Source organism: Chryseobacterium takakiae (assembly GCF_900129385.1).
Lineage (GTDB): Bacteria > Bacteroidota > Bacteroidia > Flavobacteriales > Weeksellaceae > Chryseobacterium > Chryseobacterium takakiae.
In genome coordinates this window covers 1-24,356 of the sequence record NZ_FQVO01000002.1, presented here as the reverse complement: position 1 = coordinate 24,356, position 24,356 = coordinate 1, and the positions used below count along the sequence as shown (strand labels likewise).

23 protein-coding genes, 1 rRNA gene and 1 pseudogene are annotated in these 24,356 nt (G+C 37.0%); 14 read left to right on the top strand and 11 right to left on the bottom strand.

What is annotated here, in order from left to right:
* Positions 1-187 precede the first annotated feature (187 nt).
* From BUA76_RS03215 to BUA76_RS03205, 3 genes are all read left to right on the top strand, one after another.
* Positions 188-3,553 (top strand): methylmalonyl-CoA mutase family protein, encoded by a 3,366-nt coding sequence (locus BUA76_RS03215; protein WP_072883405.1) that lies wholly within the window; start codon positions 188-190, stop codon positions 3,551-3,553.
* A gap of 123 nt (positions 3,554-3,676) precedes the next feature.
* The gene (locus BUA76_RS03210) at positions 3,677-3,874 is read left to right on the top strand and encodes a hypothetical protein (protein ID WP_072883404.1); all 198 of its coding nucleotides are present in this window, start codon (positions 3,677-3,679) and stop codon (positions 3,872-3,874) included.
* 23 nt (positions 3,875-3,897) lie between these two features.
* Positions 3,898-4,611, top strand: a complete 714-nt coding sequence (locus BUA76_RS03205) for a Dph6-related ATP pyrophosphatase (RefSeq protein WP_072883403.1) — start codon at positions 3,898-3,900, stop codon at positions 4,609-4,611.
* Positions 4,612-4,684: 73 nt separating this feature from the next.
* Here BUA76_RS03205 and BUA76_RS03200 read toward each other — a convergent pair whose 3' ends face one another.
* Together BUA76_RS03200 and BUA76_RS03195 are read right to left on the bottom strand one after the other, a co-directional pair.
* Positions 4,685-5,302, bottom strand: coding sequence for a hypothetical protein (locus tag BUA76_RS03200; RefSeq protein WP_072883402.1), 618 nt, complete (start codon positions 5,300-5,302; stop codon positions 4,685-4,687).
* Positions 5,303-5,367: 65 nt separating this feature from the next.
* Complete coding sequence (locus BUA76_RS03195; protein ID WP_072883401.1) at positions 5,368-5,691, bottom strand: PadR family transcriptional regulator; 324 nt, start codon at positions 5,689-5,691, stop codon at positions 5,368-5,370.
* A 76-nt stretch (positions 5,692-5,767) separates the two neighbouring features.
* Here BUA76_RS03195 and BUA76_RS03190 point away from each other — a divergent pair, with 76 nt between their 5' ends.
* Positions 5,768-6,292 (top strand): 2'-5' RNA ligase family protein, encoded by a 525-nt coding sequence (locus tag BUA76_RS03190; protein ID WP_072883400.1) that lies wholly within the window; start codon positions 5,768-5,770, stop codon positions 6,290-6,292.
* Positions 6,293-6,350: 58 nt separating this feature from the next.
* Positions 6,351-6,905, top strand: coding sequence for a crossover junction endodeoxyribonuclease RuvC (ruvC, locus tag BUA76_RS03185; protein ID WP_072883399.1), 555 nt, complete (start codon positions 6,351-6,353; stop codon positions 6,903-6,905).
* Between the two features lie 39 nt (positions 6,906-6,944).
* Here the strand turns inward: ruvC and BUA76_RS03180 are convergent, their stop codons facing one another.
* Complete coding sequence (locus tag BUA76_RS03180) at positions 6,945-7,355, bottom strand: hypothetical protein (protein WP_072883398.1); 411 nt, start codon at positions 7,353-7,355, stop codon at positions 6,945-6,947.
* A gap of 169 nt (positions 7,356-7,524) precedes the next feature.
* Here BUA76_RS03180 and BUA76_RS03175 point away from each other — a divergent pair, with 169 nt between their 5' ends.
* Both BUA76_RS03175 and BUA76_RS03170 read left to right on the top strand, forming a co-directional pair.
* Positions 7,525-8,595: a DUF4407 domain-containing protein gene (locus tag BUA76_RS03175; RefSeq protein WP_072883397.1), complete on the top strand. Its 1,071-nt coding sequence runs from the start codon at positions 7,525-7,527 to the stop codon at positions 8,593-8,595.
* Between the two features lie 90 nt (positions 8,596-8,685).
* A complete protein-coding gene (locus BUA76_RS03170) occupies positions 8,686-8,883 on the top strand; it encodes a KTSC domain-containing protein (RefSeq protein ID WP_072883396.1) in 198 nt (65 codons plus the stop codon).
* 116 nt (positions 8,884-8,999) lie between these two features.
* Here the strand turns inward: BUA76_RS03170 and guaB are convergent, their stop codons facing one another.
* From guaB to BUA76_RS03135, 7 genes are all read right to left on the bottom strand, one after another.
* A complete protein-coding gene (gene guaB, locus BUA76_RS03165) occupies positions 9,000-10,460 on the bottom strand; it encodes an IMP dehydrogenase (RefSeq protein WP_072883395.1) in 1,461 nt (486 codons plus the stop codon).
* 159 nt (positions 10,461-10,619) lie between these two features.
* Positions 10,620-11,120: a DUF4252 domain-containing protein gene (locus BUA76_RS03160; protein ID WP_072883394.1), complete on the bottom strand. Its 501-nt coding sequence runs from the start codon at positions 11,118-11,120 to the stop codon at positions 10,620-10,622.
* 12 nt (positions 11,121-11,132) lie between these two features.
* A complete protein-coding gene (locus tag BUA76_RS03155; RefSeq protein WP_072883393.1) occupies positions 11,133-12,395 on the bottom strand; it encodes a DUF4252 domain-containing protein in 1,263 nt (420 codons plus the stop codon).
* Positions 12,396-12,457: 62 nt separating this feature from the next.
* Positions 12,458-13,135, bottom strand: a complete 678-nt coding sequence (locus tag BUA76_RS03150; protein ID WP_143149849.1) for a hypothetical protein — start codon at positions 13,133-13,135, stop codon at positions 12,458-12,460.
* Positions 13,110-13,619: an RNA polymerase sigma factor gene (locus BUA76_RS03145; protein ID WP_072883392.1), complete on the bottom strand. Its 510-nt coding sequence runs from the start codon at positions 13,617-13,619 to the stop codon at positions 13,110-13,112. Before BUA76_RS03145 ends, BUA76_RS03150 begins: the two co-directional genes overlap by 26 nt.
* 99 nt (positions 13,620-13,718) lie before the next feature.
* Entirely contained in the window at positions 13,719-14,879 is a 1,161-nt protein-coding gene (locus BUA76_RS03140) for a GlmU family protein (protein ID WP_072883391.1), read from the bottom strand.
* A gap of 175 nt (positions 14,880-15,054) precedes the next feature.
* Positions 15,055-15,306: a type B 50S ribosomal protein L31 gene (locus BUA76_RS03135; RefSeq protein WP_002976190.1), complete on the bottom strand. Its 252-nt coding sequence runs from the start codon at positions 15,304-15,306 to the stop codon at positions 15,055-15,057.
* Between the two features lie 227 nt (positions 15,307-15,533).
* On the opposite strand from BUA76_RS03135, the gene BUA76_RS03130 reads away from it, so the two are divergent.
* The 7 genes and pseudogenes from BUA76_RS03130 to BUA76_RS19565 all read left to right on the top strand — a co-directional run.
* Positions 15,534-16,943 (top strand): hypothetical protein, encoded by a 1,410-nt coding sequence (locus BUA76_RS03130; protein ID WP_072883390.1) that lies wholly within the window; start codon positions 15,534-15,536, stop codon positions 16,941-16,943.
* Positions 16,944-16,979: 36 nt separating this feature from the next.
* Positions 16,980-17,306, top strand: a complete 327-nt coding sequence (locus BUA76_RS03125) for a nucleotide pyrophosphohydrolase (protein WP_072883389.1) — start codon at positions 16,980-16,982, stop codon at positions 17,304-17,306.
* 85 nt (positions 17,307-17,391) lie between these two features.
* Entirely contained in the window at positions 17,392-18,621 is a 1,230-nt protein-coding gene (locus tag BUA76_RS03120; protein WP_072883388.1) for a 3-phosphoshikimate 1-carboxyvinyltransferase, read from the top strand.
* A complete protein-coding gene (locus tag BUA76_RS03115; RefSeq protein WP_072883387.1) occupies positions 18,618-19,415 on the top strand; it encodes an SDR family oxidoreductase in 798 nt (265 codons plus the stop codon). Before BUA76_RS03120 ends, BUA76_RS03115 begins: the two co-directional genes overlap by 4 nt.
* A 51-nt stretch (positions 19,416-19,466) precedes the next feature.
* Positions 19,467-21,137, top strand: a complete 1,671-nt coding sequence (locus BUA76_RS03110; RefSeq protein ID WP_228408452.1) for a BamA/TamA family outer membrane protein — start codon at positions 19,467-19,469, stop codon at positions 21,135-21,137.
* A gap of 72 nt (positions 21,138-21,209) precedes the next feature.
* Entirely contained in the window at positions 21,210-23,561 is a 2,352-nt protein-coding gene (locus BUA76_RS03105; protein WP_072883386.1) for a phosphocholine-specific phospholipase C, read from the top strand.
* Between the two features lie 310 nt (positions 23,562-23,871).
* Positions 23,872-23,970 (top strand): annotated as a pseudogene (locus BUA76_RS19565) (IS982 family transposase); the annotation flags it as partial.
* A gap of 297 nt (positions 23,971-24,267) precedes the next feature.
* Here BUA76_RS19565 and rrf read toward each other — a convergent pair.
* Positions 24,268-24,356, bottom strand: a 5S ribosomal RNA gene (rrf, locus tag BUA76_RS03100); the annotation flags it as partial.

The following is a 24,356-nucleotide window of genomic DNA, read 5'->3' as shown; positions in this document are numbered from 1 at the left end:
TGCAAAAGTAGAGAAATTAATCTGAGATTCTAAAAACCTGACTCTACAGACTAACAAATGTTTGGTGTAAGGAAGTAAAAAAAGCAACAATAAACCTTAAATATTTAGAAATCAAAATATTATATCCAAACAAAAGGTTGTTATTTTATTATTATATTTGGAAATTCAGAAATTTTCTAGATTTTTTATGGAAACCCAAAAATATACTCCTAAAAACAAAGTAAGAATTGTAACGGCCGCTTCATTATTTGACGGCCATGATGCTGCAATTAATATCATGCGCCGTGTCATTCAGGGAACAGGATGCGAAGTCATCCACCTTGGACATGATAAATCGGCAGAGGAAGTCGTAAATACGGCTATTCAGGAAGATGCCAATGCTATTGCGTTAACCTCCTATCAAGGCGGTCACAATGAATATTTTAAATACATCTATGATCTTTTAAGAGAAAAAAACTCACCGCAGATCAAAATCTTCGGCGGCGGCGGCGGCGTGATCCTGCCTGAGGAAATTAAAGAGTTAATGGATTACGGGATCGACCGGATTTATTCTCCGGATGACGGCCGTGAGCTCGGACTTCAGGGAATGATTGATGATCTGGTTCAAAAATCCGACTTTGCTACCGGAAAAGAAGTAGGCGTTAATGACTTAGATTCAATTCAATTTGAAAATCCTACAAGCATTGCGAAAATAATCTCCGCCGTTGAAAACTTTTCGGAGGAAAAACCCGACCTGGTAAAAGCCATAGACGAGAAGTCAAAAGATCTCCATATTCCAATCATCGGGATCACAGGAACCGGTGGAGCTGGAAAATCTTCATTAACAGACGAATTGGTAAGACGTTTTTTACGTTCCAATACGGATAAAAAAATTGCCATCATCTCCATTGACCCTTCTAAAAAGAAAACCGGAGGTGCACTTTTGGGCGACAGAATCCGTATGAACGCGATCAATGATCCAAGAGTTTATATGCGTTCGATGGCAACGAGAGAAAACAACGTTTCAGTTTCTCCATTTATCCAATCTGCTTTGAATGTTTTAAAACTTGCTCATCCTGACGTAATCATTCTTGAAACTTCAGGGATTGGACAATCCGGTTCAGAAGTTTCAGACTTTGCGGATGTTTCAATGTATGTCATGACTCCGGAATACGGAGCTTCCACACAGCTGGAAAAAATTGACATGCTGGATTATGCGGACTTGGTTGCTTTAAATAAATCAGACAAAAGAGGTGCTCTTGACGCGCTTCAGGCCGTAAGAAAGCAGTTCCAGAGAAACCATTTATTATGGGAACAGCCATTGGATGAAATGCCGGTTTATGCCACAAAAGCATCTCAGTTCAACGACCACGGAACGACAGAATTATACAACAGATTAGTTTCTAAAGTCAACGATACCCTTCGACAAGCTCAGGGTGACAGTGCCCCTCAGTTTCAAACATTTGTTGAACAGGAAATTACAGATGAAGTAACCATCATCCCTCCAAAAAGAGTTCGCTACCTTTCCGAGATTGTTGAAAACAACAGACAATACGATGCGACTGTTGAAAAACAGGCTGAACTGGCAAGAAAAATGTATCACATCGAAGGCGTGAAAAATTTCCTTTCCAATGAAACGTTAGATACAGAATATCAAAAAGCTGAAAAAGAGCTGCAACAGGAAAATATTGATTTCCTTAAGACTTGGGATGATACGAAAAAAGCTTTTCACGAAGAGTTTTATTCGTATTTCGTAAGAGGAAAAGAAATTAAAGTGGAAACCTCAACAGAATCTCTTTCTCACCTAAGAATTCCGAAAATTGCATTACCAAAATACAATGATTGGGGAGATTTAATTAAATGGAAAGGCCAGGAAAATCTTCCGGGAAGTTTCCCTTACACTGCGGGAATCTACCCTTTCAAAAGAACCGGAGAAGATCCGACAAGAATGTTCGCCGGAGAAGGCGGCCCGGAAAGAACCAACAGAAGATTCCACTATGTTTCTGCGGAAATGCCTGCAAAACGTTTATCTACGGCTTTCGACTCGGTAACATTATATGGACAAGACCCTGCTTTACCACCTGATATTTATGGTAAAATCGGAAATGCAGGAGTTTCAATAGCCACTTTGGATGATGCTAAAAAACTCTATTCAGGATTTGATCTGGTGAATGCACTGACTTCCGTTTCAATGACGATCAACGGGCCTGCGCCAATGCTTTTGGCTTTCTTCATGAATGCGGCCATCGACCAGAATGTTGAAAAATACATCATTGAGAATAAGCTTGAGGCTAAAGTAGAGGAAGTATTAAAAGCAAAATTTGATGATAAAGGTTTAGCAAGACCTAAATACAACGGAGAATTGCCTCCTTCCAATAATGGTTTAGGGTTAAAATTATTAGGAATTACCGGTGACGAAGTTATTCCGGCTGATGTGTATGCTGAAATTAAGGCGAAAACCATTGCAACTGTTCGTGGAACCGTTCAGGCTGATATTTTAAAAGAAGATCAGGCTCAGAATACGTGTATTTTCTCTACGGAGTTTGCATTGAGATTAATGGGCGACGTTCAGGAATATTTTATCAAAGAAAAAGTAAGAAATTTCTACTCTGTTTCCATTTCCGGGTATCACATTGCAGAAGCGGGTGCCAATCCGGTTTCTCAGTTAGCATTTACGTTGGCCAATGGTTTCACTTATGTTGAATATTATTTGTCAAGAGGAATGGACATCAATGATTTTGCGCCTAACCTATCCTTCTTCTTCTCGAATGGTATCGACCCTGAATATTCGGTAATCGGACGTGTAGCAAGAAGAATATGGGCAAAAGCAATGAAATTAAAATATGGTGCTGATGAAAGAAGCCAGATGTTGAAATACCATATTCAGACTTCAGGACGTTCGCTTCACGCTCAGGAAATTGATTTTAATGATATCAGAACGACGCTTCAGGCATTGTATGCAATTTATGACAATTGTAATTCACTTCACACTAATGCTTACGACGAAGCGATCACAACTCCTACCGAACAATCGGTAAGAAGAGCGATGGCAATTCAGTTAATCATCAATAAAGAATTAGGTTTAGCTAAAAACGAAAATCCGCTTCAGGGTTCGTTTATTATTGAAGAATTAACGGATTTGGTGGAAGAAGCAGTATATGCGGAATTCGACAGAATTACGGAAAGAGGCGGTGTTCTTGGTGCCATGGAAACCATGTATCAGCGCTCAAAAATCCAAGAGGAATCAATGCATTATGAATGGTTAAAGCATACGGGAGAATACCCGATCATCGGAGTGAATACGTTCTTAGGAAAAGACGGGTCGCCAACGGTTCGTCCGGGAGAAGTGATCCGTTCAACAGAGGAAGAAAAACAGTTCCAGATTGAAATGCTTCATAATTTCCAAAAATCTAATAATGAAAAGTCCGAAGAAGCTTTAAAAACTTTACAGCACGCAGCAATCAATCAGCAAAATTTATTCGAAGTGATGATGGATGCCGTAAAGTACTGTTCTTTGGGACAAATCACCAATGCTTTGTTTGAAGTAGGCGGTAAGTACAGAAGAAATATGTAACGGCTGTGCCGTAGACAATTATTGACTACTAAACGTATTAATAAATAAACCTCAAGGATTTTCTTTGAGGTTTTTGTATTTTTGACTTTCCGTATTTTAATAATAATATATCTTAAAAACTTTATGAAAGGATTTTTCTTGATCACTCTTACTATTTCCGCTTTACTATTCTTAAAAAGCTGCAAATCATACCCGATGGATAAAACGCATACGAGTGACATGAACAGAAATACTCAAGATTTACAAAAAAGGCAGGAAGCTGAAAAAAACAAGATCGAACCCAGTGAACTGAATAATTTTGGAAAACCGGATAATAAATAGTTAATCTTGAAGGTTATATTCAAATGAAGCCCAAAGCCATTTTCAACTGGAGCAGCGGAAAAGATTCTGCTTTAGCTTTATATAAAATTCTGAGAGAAGACCAATTTGAAATTATCTCTTTACTGACAAGCATCAATAAAGAATTTCAGAGAATTTCTATGCACGGCGTCCCTGTTTCTTTGCTGGAAAAACAAGCTGAAAGTTTAGGATTTCCGCTCATCAAAATGGAACTGCCGAAAGAGCCTACTATGGAAGAGTACCGCAACATCATGAGCAAAACCATGACTGGCATAAAAGCTAAGGGTGTTACCTATTCTATTTTCGGGGATATTTTCTTAGAAGATCTTAAAAAATACCGTGAAGAACAATTGGAGGCTGTCGGAATGAAGGCGGTTTTTCCTTTATGGAAAAAAAATACTACCGAACTGATTCAGGAATTTCTGGATTTGGAATTTAAAACGATTGTGACCTGCGTTAATGAAACATACCTTGACAAAAGTTTTGCGGGAAGAATTATTGATCAGGATTTTATTAAAGATTTACCCGGCAATGTAGATCCTTGCGGAGAAAACGGCGAGTTTCACACCTTCACCTTCGATGGCCCGATTTTTAAAAGTCCGGTTTTATTCCATATTGGTGAGACCGTAAAGAAAACATATCCAAAACCAAAATCTGACACCGAAAGTGAGGAGGGTGAATACGTTTTTTGGTTCTCCGATCTGGTTTTAAATAATTAACCTCCAGAAAAACCTGGAATTTTTTTTTATTAAAAGTTTTGCTGTTGTTCAAAAAACTAATCATTTCTATATTTTATATTAAAACATTTATTTTCTTTGAATTGAAATACATCAGCTGTAGCTGAACAGTTACACAGTACACCAAAAACAATTTAGAAATCTGTAAATCTGCAATTTCATGATAATCGTATTTCAGGGCACCGACAATTAAAATTACTGCTGCTGCCATCAAAATATTCCTGACCAATAAAGGATGAAAACTTAGCATCATATAATTTGAAAACTTCATTTTTCCTGTTATAAAACTATTTGCGAGCAATACCATCCAGCTCAGCAATAGCAATATTTGTAATATCGTAAATAACTCTGACTGTACCATCAGCAATACAAAAGTTCCAGCCGAAAACAAAACCGAAATAATGTTCATCTTGCGGAATTGCTGCTGTAAAACAACTTTTTCAATTCTTGTGATCTTTTTGAAAGAAAACATATCTGCTCTTACCATTTCCAGTTCATTTTTCCAGCTGATTTTTGTTTCCAGAAAAGCTTCCTGAAAACTTATGGATTTTTCATTCATAAGATGCGAAATCTGTGAGATAAAATGATCTTTCACTTCATGATACAACTGCGAATAAAGTTTTCTTGAACGCAAGTATAATTCAACCTGATGTTCCTGGGCTTTGGTTATCATAACAAGTAAGTTTTATCAGTTATAAATTGTATACTTTTAATGAATTTAATAAACATATCAGATCATCAACTATTAAAAATCGTATTCAGATTAAATAAATAACTTTTCATGTCTTCCTCCTGCTGTATCTGCTGCCTTTTCCCTTTATCTGTTAAAAGATAATATTTACGGTCTCTTCCGTTCGCCTTTTGAATTTCGGAACTAATCATTCCTTCAGCTTCCAACTTGTGCAAAAGCGGATAAAGAGCGCCTTCAGTCATCTCAAGCTCTCCTTTTGTAAGCTCTTTTGCCCTTTGTGTAATCTGATAACCATACATTTTGACTTCTTTTGCCAATAGCTTAAGAATAATATTCTGAAGGGTACCTTTATAAAGACTGTTGTTTTTCAATACATGCAATTTTACACAAATTTATACATAATTTTCTTATGTATAAATACTTCTTTTATTATTTTAATTTTACTTAATGAAAAAACTTTACTTCATAGCAATATATCCACCTCAACATATTATTGATGAGATCAAAGAATTTAAGCTGGATTTCGCAGTCAAGTATGAAAGTTCGAAAGCATTAAAAAATGAAGCTCATATTACACTGTTTCCCCCTTTTTCACGGGAAGTGAATCTAGAAGCCGATATTCACAAGGCTTTTCAGAAAATCGACACACATTTGTCACCATTCGAAATCGTGCTCAACGGATTCGGAAGTTTCGTAAATCCTAAAAATCCGGTGATCTATGTAAAACCCGAGAACAATGAGCAACTGAAAATGCTTTATCAAAAAGTAAAAGCAATATTTAATTTTATGGATTATTCTTTCAATCCTCATATGACCGTCGGTTACAGAGACCTCAGTTGGGAAAACTACCTTAAAGCCTGGGAAGTATACCAAGACAAAAAATATAAAACTAAATTTTTAGTCGATAAAATTATCTTGCTTCGCCACGATCAGCAGTGGCTTCCCATAGCAGAAAAAAAGTTAATGCTGTAATTATGTTTAATGGGATTTATGAGTCCAAAGATCAGAGGAAAGTCATATCTTTGAACCGATGATTGCAGAGAAAATAATTTTAGGAATCGACCCCGGAACTACCGTGATGGGTTTTGGTATTATTTCCGTAAAAAAAGGTAAAATGGAAATGATATCCATTCATGAATTGCTGCTCAAGAAATATCCCAATCACGAAACCAAGCTGAAATATATTTTCGATAAAACCTTAGCGCTGATTGATGAATTCCATCCGGATGAAGTAGCTCTGGAAGCACCCTTCTTCGGAAAGAATGTCCAGAGTATGCTGAAGCTGGGAAGAGCGCAGGGTGTCGCGATGGCGGCAAGCCTTCACAGAAATATACCGATTACGGAATATTCACCGAAAAAAATAAAAATGGCGATCACAGGAAACGGAAACGCCAGCAAAGAACAGGTTGCCGGAATGCTGCAAAGCCTTCTTAATTTAAAAGAATTCCCGACCAAATATCTTGATGCATCTGATGGTCTGGCTGTTGCCGTTTGTCACCATTTCAATTCCGGAACGATCACCGATACAAAATCCTACACCGGTTGGGAAAGTTTTCTTAAACAAAATCCCGACCGTTTAAAATAAATTATCCCACAGCTCTTATCAATCTGTGGGATATTGTTTTTATTTTGATTTGTATTCCGCAGGCGTAATTTTAAAATCGGCTGTGGGCTTTCCGTTTTTATCGTAATACGTATATACCATGGTTACATCATTATCACGGAATTCTTTAATGTCCGGAGACGTTTTGATAACTCGTAAAGCGCCTTCTTTAGCACTGGTTTTGAAAGTTTCAATCTGTTCGGGCGTTACACTTTCTTTCTCGTCATCAGTTAAAGTATAATTGTATTTGAAAATTTTTCCCGGCTGCGCAGATACACTGTCCAGTCTTACTCCATCTGCTAAATTCTGAGGCGTTGTTTTGTTGATATTAGCCGCTACTTCCTTCAGATCATCATCTACTGTTTTCTCTTTGCTGCATGAAGTTAAAGCCAGTGTAAGGCATAGCACCGAAAGGCTGATTACATTTTTCATAATAGTTGTTTATTGTGATTGATATTTAAAGATAAGAATTTTTATCGAATAATTTTAATTCCCTGAATAACAACACAATAAGCTTACGAAACGTTATACTTGGTAAAACATAATACTATCTTTTACATTGGTATAGTTTTTAGTAGTACATTTGTATAAATTTTCTGTTATGAAAAATAATCAACAAACTATAAATCAGGCGAATCATAAAATAAATTGGTTCCAGAAGTTTCTGATGGTCTGCTCCGGAGGAAACATTCACATTTTACGTAAAACCCCCAGCGAATGGAATAAATTTGCAGGGATCGGCGGAATTGTACTATTCACTGCTGTTTTTGCAACGCTTTCTGCAGGTTATGCCATGTATACCGTATTTGACAATATCTGGACAGCCATTGGCTTTGGTGTTTTGTGGGGATTAATGATTTTCAACCTGGACCGGTACATTGTTTCTTCGATTAAAAAAACCGGTACCTGGTGGAATCAGGCATTAATGGCCATTCCCAGATTGGTTCTGGCTACTTTCTTAGGAATTATTATTTCTAAACCTTTAGAACTTAAAATCTTTGAAAAAGAAGTCAATAAACAATTGAACACCATTATTCAAAGAAATAAGAAGCAGCTTCAGGGCGAAATGAACGGAAGAATTCTACAGCAAAGCGGACCTTTTGAAACCGAAAAAAAACAGATTACCGAGAAAATTGCCGGTTACCAAAAATCCTATGATTCTGCTTCTGTAGAACTTGAGAAAGAAATTTTAGGAAAACAGTCCGGACTTACCAGCGGGAAAGAAGGATTCGGGCCAAATGCCAAACGTAAGCAGGAACTGAAAGAACAAAGACGGCAGGATCTCGAAAACTACCAGAAACAGGTTGCTCCACGGCTGGAATATCTTGATAAGGAAATCTCTAAAGTCTACACCAATCTCGAAACGGAAAGAAAATCTACCGAAACTTTTGAGGACAAATTCAATGGTTTTGCGGCAAGACTTCAGGCTTTGGATGAACTGGGAAAAAATTCTGCCATTATCGGACTGGCAGCAGCCTTTATTATGGGGCTTTTCATTTGCCTTGAGATTTCCCCGGTCTTGGTTAAATTAATATCTCATGTGGGGCCTTACGATTATCTTCTGGAAAAAACGGAAAATGATTTCCGGCTTTATTCAAAAGAGAAAATTGAAAAAGGAAATGCAGTCACGGATTTCAGAATCGATGATTTTAAAGACAAATTAAACCAATAAAAATATAAATGATCATTGCCTTTCGGGTTTCCGTGAGGCTTTTTTGGGCTTTAACTGTTTTCAGGGAACATTTTTTGTTCGGTATTTTGTATGCCTTCATCTGTAATTAATAAATACCATTATTTTCCGGAGACTGAGATTTTGAGAATCATTTATCAGTCGGGCGCAGTATATGATTATCTTCAGGTACCGATAGAAATCTTTAACCGATTTAAAACAGTGCAATCAAAAGGAAGGTTTTTGAATTATGTAATTAAACCTAAATTCAAATATAAAAAGATTGAATAACAATAGTTTCTCAAAAAACTTTATGATTTTGTTTCGGGGCGCGGGCTTCGCCCGCGCCCCGAAACAAAAATAAGGCTGTCGATTGACAGCCTTATTTTCTATTATTTTTAAAATTCTTACAAAGAATAGTTTGGAGCTTCCTGAGTAATAATCACATCGTGAGGGTGCGACTCTTTCAATCCGCTTCCTGTAATCATTACCATTTTGGTTTCTGTTTGTAACGCTTCAATATCTTTAGCCCCACAATATCCCATTCCGGCTCTTAGACCTCCTGTTAACTGGAAAATAACGTCTTCCAGCTTCCCTTTGCTTGGGACTCTTCCCTCAATTCCTTCCGGAACGAATTTTTTAGCTTCACTCTGGAAATATCTTTCCTTTCCGCCTCTTTTCATCGCAGAAAGACTTCCCATTCCCTGATACGTTTTGAATTTTCTTCCCTGGAAGATAATTTCTTCACCCGGCGCTTCATCAGTTCCCGCTAAAAGGGATCCCAGCATTACCGCTCCTGCCCCGCTTGCAATTGCTTTTACGATGTCTCCGGAAAGTTTGATTCCTCCATCTGCAATTACGGCAACATTTTTAGTTTTTGCATATTCGTAAACGTTATAAATAGCAGATAACTGAGGAACTCCTACTCCGGCAACCACTCTTGTTGTACAGATAGAACCAGGACCTACTCCCACTTTAAGAACATTTGCTCCAGCTTTGATCAAATCCTCAGCTGCTTCAGCCGTTACAATATTTCCGCCAACGATATCCAGATCCGGATAAGCTTTTCTGATTTCTGAAATTTTATCCAGAACACCCTTAGAATGTCCGTGTGCCGAATCAATACCAATGATATCCACTCCGGCTTTTACCAATGCTTCAATTCTTTCCAGCGTATCTTCTCCTACGCCTACACCTGCTCCAACGATTAACCTGCCGTTCTGATCTTTATTCGCATTCGGATATTCCAACTGGTTATCAATATCTTTAATGGTGATTAAACCAACCAATTTATTTTCAGCATCAACAATCGGAAGCTTTTCCACTCTGTTTTTCAGAAGGATTTCTTTAGCTTTTTCAAGATTGGTATTTTTATCCGATGTAATGAGGTTATCTTTGGTCATGATCTCTTCCACTTTCATATCAAGATTTTCCTGATATTTCACATCTCTGTTGGTAATAATTCCAATTAATGTATTTTCACTATCAACAACCGGAAGTCCGGAAATTTTATATTTGGCCATGGTATCTTTAGCCTGAGCCAGCGTATGATCTTTTGAAAGAGTAACAGGATCGGAAATCATTCCGTTTTCGGAACGCTTTACACGGTTTACCTGAGCGGCCTGTTCTGCAATCGTCATATTCTTATGAATGAAACCCAAACCTCCTACTCTCGCCAGGGCAATAGCCAATTCTGCTTCCGTAACAGTATCCATTGCAGCAGAAACGATTGGGACATTAAGCGTAATTTTGTCGGTAAGTCTTGATTTTAATGAAACCTGATTAGGTAAAACTTCTGAATAAGAAGGAACTAGAAGCACGTCATCGAAAGTGATGGCTGTCTCTACAATTTTGTTATGAATAGACATCTTTACTTTCTTGCAAAATTAAGGTATTTTGATGAAATATGAAAATTGATTTTAATAGTTTAAATAAAACTTAATAATCAATAACTTAAATTAAAAAACCATTTCTAATGCGAAATGGTTTTTGTATAAATGAAATTTAATATCATTGAATATGAATGTCTATTTATCTTTTGCAGAAGCGATCATTCTGGAAATATCATCAGCCTTAAAATTTCCTCTGACATCCACAAAAACAAGTTCTTTATCTGAGTTAACGGTGATCATCATATTTTTGATAGCATCACCTTTTTGTTTCACCCGAATGTTGACATTGTCACCATTATGTTTAATCATTGCCCATTCTTCATAGTTATTATTATTCAGATAATTTGCAAAATCTCTCAGCATCTTACGGTCTCCGTTTTCAACAGTCAACACTTTTATTTTGGACACCTTTTTCATAAGTCTGATCAATTCTTCATCTTCGCCGTCTTCTCTCAGAGCTTTTTTGATATAAGGTTTAGCCAAAAACATCGGAACATTGATGCTTACAAACCTGGCCCCTTTAAATTCCCTTCCGGAATCTGAAAAATAAGCGATATTCGGTTTTTCTGAAACAATACATGACTGCATTAAAAACATAATGGAAAAAGTCAGAAAAATGGTTTTAAATATTTTCATGGCTGTTAATTTTTAGTTGATTTGTTTTAAGCTTCCGCCGGAAGTTTTGCTGATATTGGCATCTACTCTTGGATTTCCTTTATATTTAATACTTCCTCCGGAAGATGCCGTTGCTTTTAAACGTTCTGCTACATTACCGGTAACAACGCCTCCCGATGTTGCTTCAGCCTCAAGTTCATTGAATTGAAACTTCTCCGAATTGCAAACTGCACCACTACTTACATCTATTGAACCCACATTTACTCTTCCGTTAAGATTGGCTACCGCCCCGCTCGATGCCTTAACAGCAATTTGTTTGGTATTAATGGTAGAATTGATAACAGCACCGGAACTTAGATCCACTTTCGTATGGTCCGAATTAAAATCACCATTCACAACAGATCCTGATGAAAGATCAACTGAAACCGTCTTTTCATTGATCGCAGTAATGGCATTGAATATTGCTCCTGAAGAAGTTTTAATATTGTCTATTCTTGGCGCAGAAACATTTACGCTGATATTTTTGAATTTCAGATTTCTTTGTCCTTTATTATCAACATATACTTTCAAAACGCCGTTATCCACCTTTGTTACAATATACTGAAGCTTATCAGCATCTGCTATGACCTTTACGGAGGTAGGATTTTCCTGCTTAAAATTAACGATTACGCCTGTACTCACATGCACTCCTGAGAATTCTCCTACATTTCTGGATTCTCCGTTCAGATAAGACGTTGTATTTTGGGAAACAAAACTGTTTTTGGTATTCGTTACAGGATTTGTTTTGGTTTCGGTAGAATTGATGATTTTATTGATATCATCCATTGAAAGCCTTCCGTCCAGTTTTATCAGGATGCTTTCCTCTCCTCCGCTGTCAATACTTAATAACAAATCGTCAAGAACTCCATTTTTTTCTTCAGCAGACAGGAATTTTATTTTTGCACCGTTGCTGTTCATGGTCATAATCTCGCTATAATTGAGATTGCTTAAATAAGATTTGATATCCCTGTTAATCTGCGACAGTTTTTGTCCATTAACAGAACCTGCATTCTCAGGTTTTTCAGCGATGAAAACCTTTAATCCGTTTATTTTTGATAATAAAGGTTTGATCTGATCGAGTTCAGCATCTCCTAAATCCAGATTGCTGAGCATTCCGAACATCGGTTTTGCAATTTTTATGGAAGTTACACCTTCCACTTCCTGGTATTTATCAAAAAGCTGATCCAGCTTGTCCTGCCCGTACACATTGAAAAATTGTGAGAAGGCAAATGCGAATATGATGAATATTTTTTTCATGAGTCAATTTTATTTTCTTGATTATTTGTGCCTGATCAGGAGCATAATCTTTTTAGGGTTAATTAATAATCGTCATCTACGACTGTTGGTTTTGCTAATTTTTCACTAACGTTATTTGCAAATATTTGGAATGAATACTTAGTCACATTAATGGCTTCTTCCACATTTTCAATTCTTTTTCCGTTTACAATAACGTAAGAATCTTTGTAGCCTGTGGAATCTTTTGCCGCTTTATGATAAGAGGAATTATTTACATACCGTGGCTTTTTTTCTTTTTTAAGCCTTCCTCTTTTCGGCAAAATTTCATCTAAATAATCTTTTTCTGCGATGGTATTTTCCTGAAATACAGAATCTTGTTTGATTCCTGCAATAGAATCTGACACCTGGTTCACCGCAACCTGAGCCTGTTGCTCATTATTTTCTTCGATAAAATTATTTTTCTCTCTTTTAATCTGATTTTCAACCATCTGAGCCTGGTCTTTTATATTCTGATGGGAATTATCGTTAAAAATAAATCCTATACTTAACAATACGACAACACCTGCCGCCATCCAGAACCATTTCGGGAAAGCCGGTTTATTTTTACTATCGATCGGGATAATGGGAGTTTCATTATTGTCCCTTACAGTGTCTTTACATTCTGCCTGTTTCAGGAAATCCTCAAAGTCCCAATCCATTTTTTCTTCCTTTAAATCCCGGAAGATCTCAGCGTATTTATCTTGAAATTTGTCTTTGCTCATAGCTCATCAATTGTGAAATTTGCTCTTTAACTTTTTGTCTAGCCCTCATAAGATTTACTCTTACTGCGTTTTCCTCCATTTCCAGCATTTCTGCGATTTCCGAGACCTCATACTCTTCTACGTCTTTCAAATGGATAACCATCTTTTGTTTTTCCGGAAGCTGATTGATAAAACCGATGATATGTTCCTTCAGATTATTCACTTCCATACTGTAAAGCTCAGACCTGTGAAGCTGCATATCTGCAAAACCAAGCTTTACATCGTGGTGCTTCAGCCTGTTCAGGCATTCGTTTCTGACGGCTTTCAGCGCATAGGATTTTAAATTCCCGAACTGCTCCAGCTCATCTTTTTTCTGCCAGAACTTTATCATTAAGTCCTGCACCACATCTTCTGCCTCATCACTACTCATGACGAATCTCTTCGCAAAGCGATACATCTCATTTTTGAGAATGAATACCGTACTTTTGAAAGTCTCTTGGGTCATAAGTTTTGTTTCTATAGATAAGACATTCAGATTTTACATTTTATTACATCAAAAAGAAAAAAACTTCAAAAAAAATTGAAGTTTCCTTTATTCATCGTCTTAATACTCGTCAAAAATATGTTTTAAAATAGCTTTATCTTCATCGGTCAAGGCCACTTTTCTTCTCGCCATGGCCCGTTCTGCAACTTCATAGGCTTTATCTAATTTAAATTTTTCATCGTCTTTAAATCCGCCCCAGGAAAAATTTTCAACCAGGTTCGGGGGAAAGCCTTCTTTAAAAATATTGGACGCTACACCAACAACCGTTCCTGTATTCAGCTGGGTATTGATGGCAGTTTTAGAATGATCACCCATAATCAGGCCGGCGAATTGCAATCCTGTATCTTCAAAGGCTTTTCTTCTGTAGTTCCATAATCTTACATTTCCGTAATTATTCTTCATATTGGAAGAATTGGAATCTGCTCCGAAATTACACCATTCCCCGATTACCGAGTTTCCGATAAAACCATCATGCCCTTTATTGGAATACCCGAAAATAATAATATTGCTGACCTCCCCTCCTACTTTAGAATGCGGGCCGATGGTTGTGGCGCCGTAGATTTTTGCGCCTAAATTAAATTTAGACTCTTCACAAAGTGCAATTGGCCCACGCAAATGACAGCCTTCCATTACTTCAGCGTTTTTGCCAATGTAAATTTTTCCTGTTTTCGTGTTAAGGGTTGAGAATTCAACCTGAGCGCCTTCTTCAATGAAAAGATCATTTTTGTCTCCTAAAAATCCGTTGGTGGATGAAAGTTCCTGCGAAGTCTTTCCTCTGGTTAATAATTCAAAATCTAAATCTATCGCTTTCTGATTATAGGTAAAAAGATCTGCAGGCTTTTTAAAGAAAACAAGCTCTTCCTTAATATCCGTCATTTTCTCAATCTGGTTGAGCGAAAATCCTTCCATATTGATTTTAGCAGCAATTAATTCATCTTCATAGACCAAAGCTTCTCCTTGTTTCAAATCCTTGATTTGCTGGATGACATTTTCAGTAGGCAGAAAGTTCGTTACCAGAAAAAGACTTTCTTTCTTTTCAGGTTCGGGAAATTTTTTCTGTAAATAAGACTCGGTAAAAAAAGAAATCTCATTATTTTCTAAAATTCTCTGCCATCTTTCGGAGAATTTGAGAATCCCACAACGCATTTCTGCTACGGGCCTTGTAAACGTAAGCGGAAGAAAATCTTCCCAGTATTGCGCATCTGAAAATACTAATTGCATTTTAATAGAAGTTAGATGTTAAAAGTGAGAAGTTAGATGATGAAATACGGGAGTATTAATTCGTACTATTTTAAATTAATTCCACATCCATCTCCAATTTCCATTAATAACAAAATTACAATAAAAAAAGTCTCCCGAAAATCGAAAGACTTTAAAATATTGTAATGTCAAAAAATTACTTAGCGAATTTTTTGTATTTGTTCATGAACTTATCAACTCTACCTGCAGTGTCAACCAATTTCACTTTACCAGTGTAGAAAGGGTGAGAAGTAGAAGAGATTTCCATTTTGATCAAAGGATACTCTTGTCCTTCATACTCGATCGTGTCTTTTGTTTCTGCTGTAGACTTGCAAAGAAATACTTCGTCGTTACTCATATCTTTGAAAACAACAAGTCTATAATTTTCTGGGTGGATTCCGTTTTTCATGTGTAAATTTCTTTTTTTGTTAATGTCACATGTAACCTTGCGGTTTCATAATACAATGTTAAAAATTAAAGTTTGCTTTCGAAATAGTAATGGATATTTCTCTGCTAATTTTAGGTTGCAAAAGTACAATATTTTTTTGAATTTGCAAATAAGCTGTCAATATTTTTTTCTTCATAAGAAATTCAAAGTATTTTCGTTACATTTGAAATTTATTAAACTTAATTTCGATGAAAATCAAATTACTACTGGCTTTTTCTTTCTGGATGCTTGTAATGACTGTATCTTGTAATAAAGATGATATCAGTTTTGATGCTCCCTCACAAAAGTTGAGCTTTTCAAAAGACACGGTTTTTTGTGATACCGTTTATCATCAGGTTCGTTCGGAAACATATGCCGTAAAGGTTTATAATAATGAAGATAAAGACATCCTGATCCCAAGAATACATCTTGAAAAAGGAGCTTCATCTTTATATAAAATCAATGTAGACGGAAAACCGGGATATGATTTTAAAGATGTCGCCCTGAGAAAGAAGGACAGCCTTTATATTTTCGTGGAAATTGCTCCTGAAGCAACCGGTCCTGAAGCGATTGCGGAAGATAAAATTCTTTTCGAAAGCCCTGCAGGACAGCAAAATGTAGTGCTTTTCTCCGTAGTTCAGGATGCAGAATTCTTTATCAAGACTTCTTCCAACCCGAACATCCTTACTTCTACTACAACATGGAATAACAATAAAGCTAAAATTATTTACGGAGATCTCACGCTCGATCAGAATGCGATTCTGAATATACAACCGGGGACAAAAGTTTATTTCCATAAAAACAGCGGAATGAAAGTGCTCCAGGGAGCAACACTCAATATTAACGGAACACTTGCCAACAATGTTATACTTCGCGGGGACAGAAATGATCCCGCCTATGATACGATTCCTAAAAACTGGAATTCCATTAAAATGGAAGCCGGCTCTACTTTAAATATGAATTATGCTAGGGTTTTCGGAGGGACAAAAGGACTGGAAATGAAACAAACCAATGCTACCATCAGCAATTCCTTCATCCATAATTTTCAGGAATACGGAATTTACTCCATCGGATCAACAATTACGGCAAGAAATCTGGTAATGAACAACTGCGGAGAATCTGCAATAGGGATTTTCAGAGGCGGAACGTATAATTTAACACACTGTACCATTGCCAATTATTCTGATCTTCTGCAGTCTTATAACAGAAACGGAATATTTGCCACCAATGAATGGAAAAATGAATCCAACCAGACCGAACAGGGTGCACTGATCCTGAATGTTAGAAACAGTATTGTTTATTCAGATCGTGATAATTCAGTGTTTTTTGAGCAGACACCGGGACAGCTTTTCAATTTCACTTTTGAAAACTGTCTTCTGAAGTATTCCAATCAATCGGAAGCCGGCTTCATGGATACAGCGCCAAGTGTTATTCAGCTTGTGAAAAACCAGGATCCGTTGTTTGTCAATTACTTTGCTGCCCAGATGAATTTAAGGGTTAAGCAGAACTCTCCGGCAATCGGAAAAGGAAGCACAGCGGTGGCAGCAACGGTTCCTACAGATATTGCAGGGTTTTCAAGAACCTCAAATCCTACGTTGGGAGCTTATCAATATCAATAAATTTAAAACGCTCTACAAGAAAAGATTAAAAATTAAATGGAAATTACAAACCTCCAGCAACAGGTTGATAATTGGATAAAAACAATTGGTGTTCGTTATTTCAATGAACTCACCAATATGGCCATGCTGACCGAAGAAGTAGGCGAAGTGGCAAGAATTATCGCAAGAAGATACGGCGAACAAAGTGAAAAGGAAAGCGATAAAAGTAAGGATCTGGGCGAAGAACTGGTAGACGTATTATTTGTAACATTATGCCTAGCCAATCAAACAGGAGTCAATCTGCAGGAAGCTTTTGATAAAAAAATGAAACTGAAAACCGATCGGGACAAAGACCGGCATCAGAATAATGAGAAATTAAAATAATGCAGAAGATGGATGATGGAAGACGGAAGTTTAATACAGCAAGTGGACTTCCCGCTTCCGGCCTCCAACTTCCCTACCGAAAATAATGAAGAAGCTAAAAAAATCAAAATTAAAAGAAAATCAGACCATACAAATCAGCGGTTCGAAAAGCATTTCGAATCGTTTATTGATTTTGGAAAGTCTGTTTAAAAATATAGAAATCGGAAATCTTTCAAATTCTCAAGACACCAGTCTTTTGAAAAAGGCCTTATCGGAAAACACAGAATGGGTAGATATCCATCATGCAGGAACAGCAATGCGTTTTCTTACCTCATATTATTCGATTCAGGGTGGCAAAACAACGATTCTGACTGGTTCCAAAAGGATGAAAGAAAGACCGATCAAAAATCTGGTGACGGCTTTACAAAATCTTGGCGTAGAAATCGAATATCTTGAAAATGAAGGCTTTCCTCCTCTGAAAATTAAAGGAAGGACAATCACTCAGCCAAAAGTGAATGTTCCGTCCAATATCTCAAGCCAGTTCATCACTTCCCTATTGTTGATTGCAGGAAAACTTGAAAACGGTTTGGAAATACATCTGGTTGGCGAAGTAACCTCAAGGTCTTATATCGAAATGACTCTGAATATTTTAACCCGGTTCGGAATTAAAAACAGCTTCATTGAAAACACGATCAAAGTTGAGCCTTTCATTAATCATCAATCATCAATCATCAATTATGAAGTAGAAAGCGATTGGAGTTCTGCCTCGTATTTTTACTCTTTTGCAGTATTGGGAAGAAAGACCATTCACCTGAAAAGCTTTTATAAAGAATCTACACAGGGAGATTCTGCTATTGCAAAGATTTACGAAGAGTTTTTCGGAATTAAAACAAATTTCACAGAAGAAGAACACAAATTAACACTTCAGCCGGATCCGAATTTTAAGTTTCCTGAAAAGATTGTTTTGGATATGAATAATTGTCCGGATATTACACAAACCCTTTGTGTAACCGCAGCAGCTTTAAAAATACCCTTCGTAATTTCAGGCCTCGGAACATTAAGAGTAAAAGAAACCGACAGGCTTTTAGCACTGCATAATGAATTAAAAAAGCTGGGAACAGAAACTGAATATACTGATTACACTATAAAATCTACAGGATTCGGCAAAGCTGAAGAAAACATCATTATCAAAACGTATCAGGATCATAGAATGGCAATGGCATTTGCTCCGTTTTGCCTGGTTCAGGAATTAGAGATTGAAGATGAAGATGTAGTAGAAAAATCCTATCCGAAATTTTGGGAAGATTTACAAATTATTTTAACTGAAAACTCATGAATACAAAAACGATCATCATCACCGGAACTTCTTCAGGAATAGGATTTGTGCTGGCAGAATATTTCGGGAAGAAAGGCCATAAAGTGTACGGATTAAGCCGAAAGCACACAGAAAGCAGTTATTTTACATCGATACCAACCGATGTTACCGATAATGATGCGGTACAAAATGCCATTGCCGAAGTATTGAAAACAGAAAACAGAATTGATGTTCTCATCAACAATGCCGGAATGGGAATGGTTGGGGCAGTAGAAGACTCTTCAAAGGAAGATATTTTAAAATTATTTAATCTCAATTTGGTGGGGGCGGTTCAGATGATGAGTACTGTACTACCGAAGATGAGGGACAATAAATTCGGACAGATCATCAATGTTTCCAGCATCGGAAGTGAAATGGGATTGCCTTTCCGTGGGTTTTACTCTGCATCAAAATCTGCTTTGGATAAAGTAACGGAAGCAATGAGATACGAAGTTTATCCTTGGAATATTCATGTCTGTTCGCTTCATTTGGGTGACATTAAAACCAATATTGCTGAAAACCGTGTTCGCACTAAAGTTTCGGAGCCGTATAAAAATGTTTTTGATAAAGTATATGCTTTGATGAATAGCCACGTGGGAGACGGGACAGAACCTTTGGAAGTGGCAGAATATATGGATCTGCTTTTACAGAAAAACAAATGGAAAGCTCATTATTATTTCGGAAAATTCGGGCAGAAAATAGGAGTTCCTCTCAAATGGATTCTTCCGCAGGGAACTTATGAAAATTTAATGAAGAAATACAATAAACTGGCTTAAAAACAGTTAATTGAATGGTGCATTGTCATTCTGAAACGGAATGAAAATGCAGTGAAGAATCTTTTTGTATTTTTATTGAGATTCTTCATCCCGTTCCACTACATTCAGAACGACAAATTGAAATTAATTCTAAAAATATTCTTTATCCTCTTCTGCGTTTTCATTCAGGCGCAGAAGAAACCGTATTTCCTTATTGACTCTGAAACCAAAGTAAAAAAGAAGGTTAAAGATTCCGCTTCTGCTGTGAAATTTCTCGATTCATTGGCCCAGAACAATTATTTTTTTACCCAACTGAAAGAAGTCAGAAAAAAAGGAGATACTACTGAAATTATTTTCCATAAAGGAAAAAACTTCAATGAAACGTACGTAAAGCTTTCAGATTCTATTTCAGATAAAATAAAAGTTCAGAAAGAGTTTTTTACTAAAAATTTAGACTCCACTAAAAAAAGCATCAATAAAAAATATATTGATGACGGTTTTGCCTTCAGCAGGATAAAATCGAAATATAAAGGTCAGAAAAACGGATATCCGGTTGTAGAACTTGATATCAATAAAAATGATAAAAGAACCATCGACGGTTTTGTAGTGAAAGGCTATACCAGTGTTCCCAAAAGATTTATCAAAAATCTTGAAAAAGAATTTAAAGGCAAAACCTATGATGATAAAAATCTTCTGGCCATTAATAAATCTTTTCAGAGCCATCAGTTTGTAAGTCTTGAACGTCCTCCACAGACTATGTTTACGAAGGATTCCACAAGTATTTACCTTTTTATGGAAAAGAAAAAAACCAACAGCTTCGACGGCGTTATTGGTTTTGGGAATGATAAAACCGATAAATTCACGCTGAACGGAACCCTGAATGTGAATTTCAGGAATATATTCAACAGCTTTGAAACCATCAACCTGTACTGGCAGCGGAATCCGGATAAAGGACAGACCTTTGATCTTCAGGCGGATGTTCCCTATCTTTTCAAATCGAATGTCGGATTGAACATGAAGGTTAATATTTTCCGTCAGGATTCTACTTTTGCCAATGTAAAAGCACTTCCGGCTTTCTATTATCATCTGAATTCAAGAAACAAGATCGGTCTCCGGGGAACTTTTGAAAGTTCCAGCATTATTGATACACTGTATGTTCAGGGGAAAGATTACAACAAAAAAGGAATCGGGATCTGGTTTGAAATGGTAGAACCTACGGATATTGATCTCTTCCTTTACAAAACGAGAATCAACGCAGGATACGATTATCTGACGACAAGATATACCAAAGATAATATTACTTCCCCACAAAACCAGTTTTACTTTTTCGGAGAGCACAATTACCATATTAACGGAAACCATTTTCTCAACATCAAAGGAGAAGGCGCAATGATGGATTCCAGGATCGATTTTTCCGCCAACGAATTGTACCGTTTCGGGGGCTGGAATTCCATGCGGGGATTCAATGAAAATTCCCTGGCTGCCGATTTTTATTATTACGGAAGTTTAGAATACCGCTATCTCATCGGAAGCCAGGCGTTTTTTGATGTCTTCGGGCAATACGGGCAGCTCAACAACAAATCGCTCAATGTGAAGCCCAAACTTTACAGTGTCGGGCTTGGATTCAACTTTTTTATTCCAATCGGGCTGATGAGCTTCCAGCTTTCTAATGGTAATGAATTCGGTAATCCTTTCAAGTTTAATGATATTAAGATCCACTGGGGAATATTGAGCAGATTTTAATTGAGTTATTAAAATTATTCTTAAATTAAACCAAAACTGTCACATTGCAGTTTCTTTCTATTACGATTTCATATGAACAGAAGAGAATTTTTAGAAAAATCGGGAATTTTGATGGCTGGTTTGGGAACTTCAAGTGTTTTGCATCCTGCTATTCTGAAGGCTTTGATGATTGAGCCTGCTGCAAAGTCTACTTTTTATGATGCTGAACATGTTGTTATTCTGATGCAGGAAAACCGTTCTTTTGATCATACATTCGGTGCTTTAAAAGGCGTAAGAGGATTTTCCGATCGCAGAGCTTTCATAAAACAGGATGGCCATTCCGTATTCTTTCAGAAAGGTAATGACGGAAAGTATGCCGCTCCTGCGCGTCTCGATTTAAAAAATACTAAATCTACCTGGATGAGCTCGCTTCCCCATTCCTGGGGCAATCAGCAGCACGCCCTGAACAAAGGAAAATACGACCGCTGGCTTCAGGCCAAGGCATCTGATAATAAAAATTATAGAGACATTCCCTTAACTTTAGGATATTATAACCGTGAAGATCTGCCTTTTTATTATCAGCTGGCAGACGCTTTTACGATCTTTGACCAGTATTTTTGCTCATCATTAACAGGAACTACCCCCAACAGGCTTTTCCATTGGTCGGGAACTTTACGTGAACAAAAAAACGGAAAAGTAAAGCCTAATGTTTATAATGAAAATATTGATTACGATAAAAACCATCAGGCCAAATGGAAGAGTTTTCCTGAAATATTGGAAGAGCAGGATATTTCATGGAAAATTTATCAGAATGAAATCAGCCTTCCGAAAGGTATGTCCGGTGAACAGGAAGCCTGGTTGAGTAATTTTACCGATAATCCTATTGAATGGTTCTCAAATTTTAACGTAAAATTTTCAAAAGGTTATTATGAGCATATTCCCAACATCATTGCTTCTCTGAAAAAGGAGATCGAAAAACATCCGGAAAGAAAAGGTGATTTGGAAAAAAGAATTGCCGAACTGGAAGAAGAAAAAGTAAAATACCATCCTGATCAATTTTCAAAACTTTCACACAGGGAAAAAAATCTTCACGAAAAAGCATTTACCACAAATAGTAATGACCCCGATTTTTGGAATCTTGAAATCGGAGAGGATGAAAATGGCGAAAGACTTGTAGTACCGAAAGGGGATGTGCTGCATCAATTCAGAAAAGATGTTGAAAATAACAAACTGCCATTGGTATCATGGCTTATTGCTCCTGAACGTTTCTCAGATCACCCCGGATCTCCGTGGTATGGCGCATGGTATATTTCCGAAGTGATGAATATCCTCACAAGCGATCCCGAAATATGGAAAAAGACAATCTTTATTATCAATTACGATGAAAATGACGGCTATTTTGATCATGTCCTTCCTTTTAGCCCGCCTTTAAGTCCAAATCAGGCAGTTGACCTGAATGGAACAGATGGTGTTGAATATGCGAGCAGAAAACAGGAATATATGGCTTCCCCAACAGTGAGAGATCATGAAAAAGTAGAGGGAACGATTGGTCTTGGCTATAGAGTGCCTATGATCATTGCATCGCCATGGACAAAAGGAGGATACGTAAATTCTGAAGTGTCGGACCATACTTCAGTGCTTATGTTTTTAGAAAACTTCATCCGAAAAAAATATAAAAAAGATGTTACCGTAGACAATATCAGCGATTGGAGGAGGGCCATATGTGGAGATCTTACGTCAGCGTTTAATGATGCCAACGTAAAAATTCCTGAGATGAATTATCTTGATCAGAAGCAATATGCTAAAACCATCAACTCCGCTAAGTATAAACCTGTTCCTGATTTAAAATGGTATCATGAGAATGAGCTTGAAGACAATATTCTTAACATTCAGGAACGTGGAATCAAACCTTCTAATGCTCTCCCATACAATTATCTTGTCAACCTCGAGAATGGGAAAATTATCTTGAAAAATTTAACCGGCAAGGCTGTTCCGATTATTATTTATGACAGAACAAGGTTTGAAAAAGATGATTTTTATTTTTCGTATGCACTTTATGCTGAACAGGAATTATCTCATACTATATCTGCCGCAATATATGAATATGAAGTTTTTGGACCTAATGGATTCTACAGAAATTTTAAAGGAGATCAATTCCCCGACTTAGAAATTACCCTGATCAATGATCGATCAAAAAATCAGGTTGAAATTATGATTAAAAAAAGTAAAAAGGAAAGCATCAGTCCGCATGTCACTATGGAAAATCTTTACGAAAAAAGAAAAACCGAAATTCCATTAATGAAAATACAAGAAAAAATAATTGTGAATCTAGATAAAACAAAAGGTTGGTACGATTTGCAATTAATTTCGGATCATAACACCTGGCATTTTGCAGGCCGTCTGGAAAATGGCAAACCTTCTATAACAGATCCGCACTGGAGCTGATGATAGAAATATCTTTTTCAGGGAGCTATATCTCGCTATCCACTTATACTCCTCGCACCGGCGTTTTTCCGGGCATAATCCCCTTCTTTTCATCTCCTGCTGCGGGGTAACCGTTTCTATCGAGGCTAGGTGGAAGTGAAAAAGTGAGAAGTAAGAAGTAAAAAGTGAGAAGTGAGAGGTGAGAGGTGAGAGGTGAAAAGTGAGGTGAGAGGTAAAGTTTTGGGTCGTGAAGAAGAGGTATGAGTGATAGAGGAAAGATATTGACCAGGATGTTCCTGTATGCTCCCTTGAGCTTAAATAATAAAATGAACATTTTTTGGGTGTACTAACTGCTTATTGCTTCTTTACCAAAAAACCGTCACTTAACTTGAAAACAGTAAATGACACTCAATTATTTTTAAATTTTGCTACCGAACTCAGGTTAAATAATAAAATCCGGGACTACCAATCTAATCGTAAATATTTTAAATATCAAAACATCAACGCTGAATATTCAATCTTAATTTAAACCCTAACGTTAAGTCTTAAACTCTAAACCCTGAAACTTTAAACCCTGAACGTTAAACGTACACCTGAATATCCTTCTTACTTCTTACCTCTCACCTCTCACTTCTTACTTCTCACCTCTCACTTCTCACCTTTTACGTCTCCCTTACGGTAGCAAGCAAAAAAAACCTCACACATTGCTGTATGAGGTTTAAAAAAAAACTGGCGGCGACCTACTCTCCCGCGTTAGCAGTACCATCGGCGCTGGTGGGCTTAACTTCTGTGTTCGGAATGGGAACAGGTGAGCCC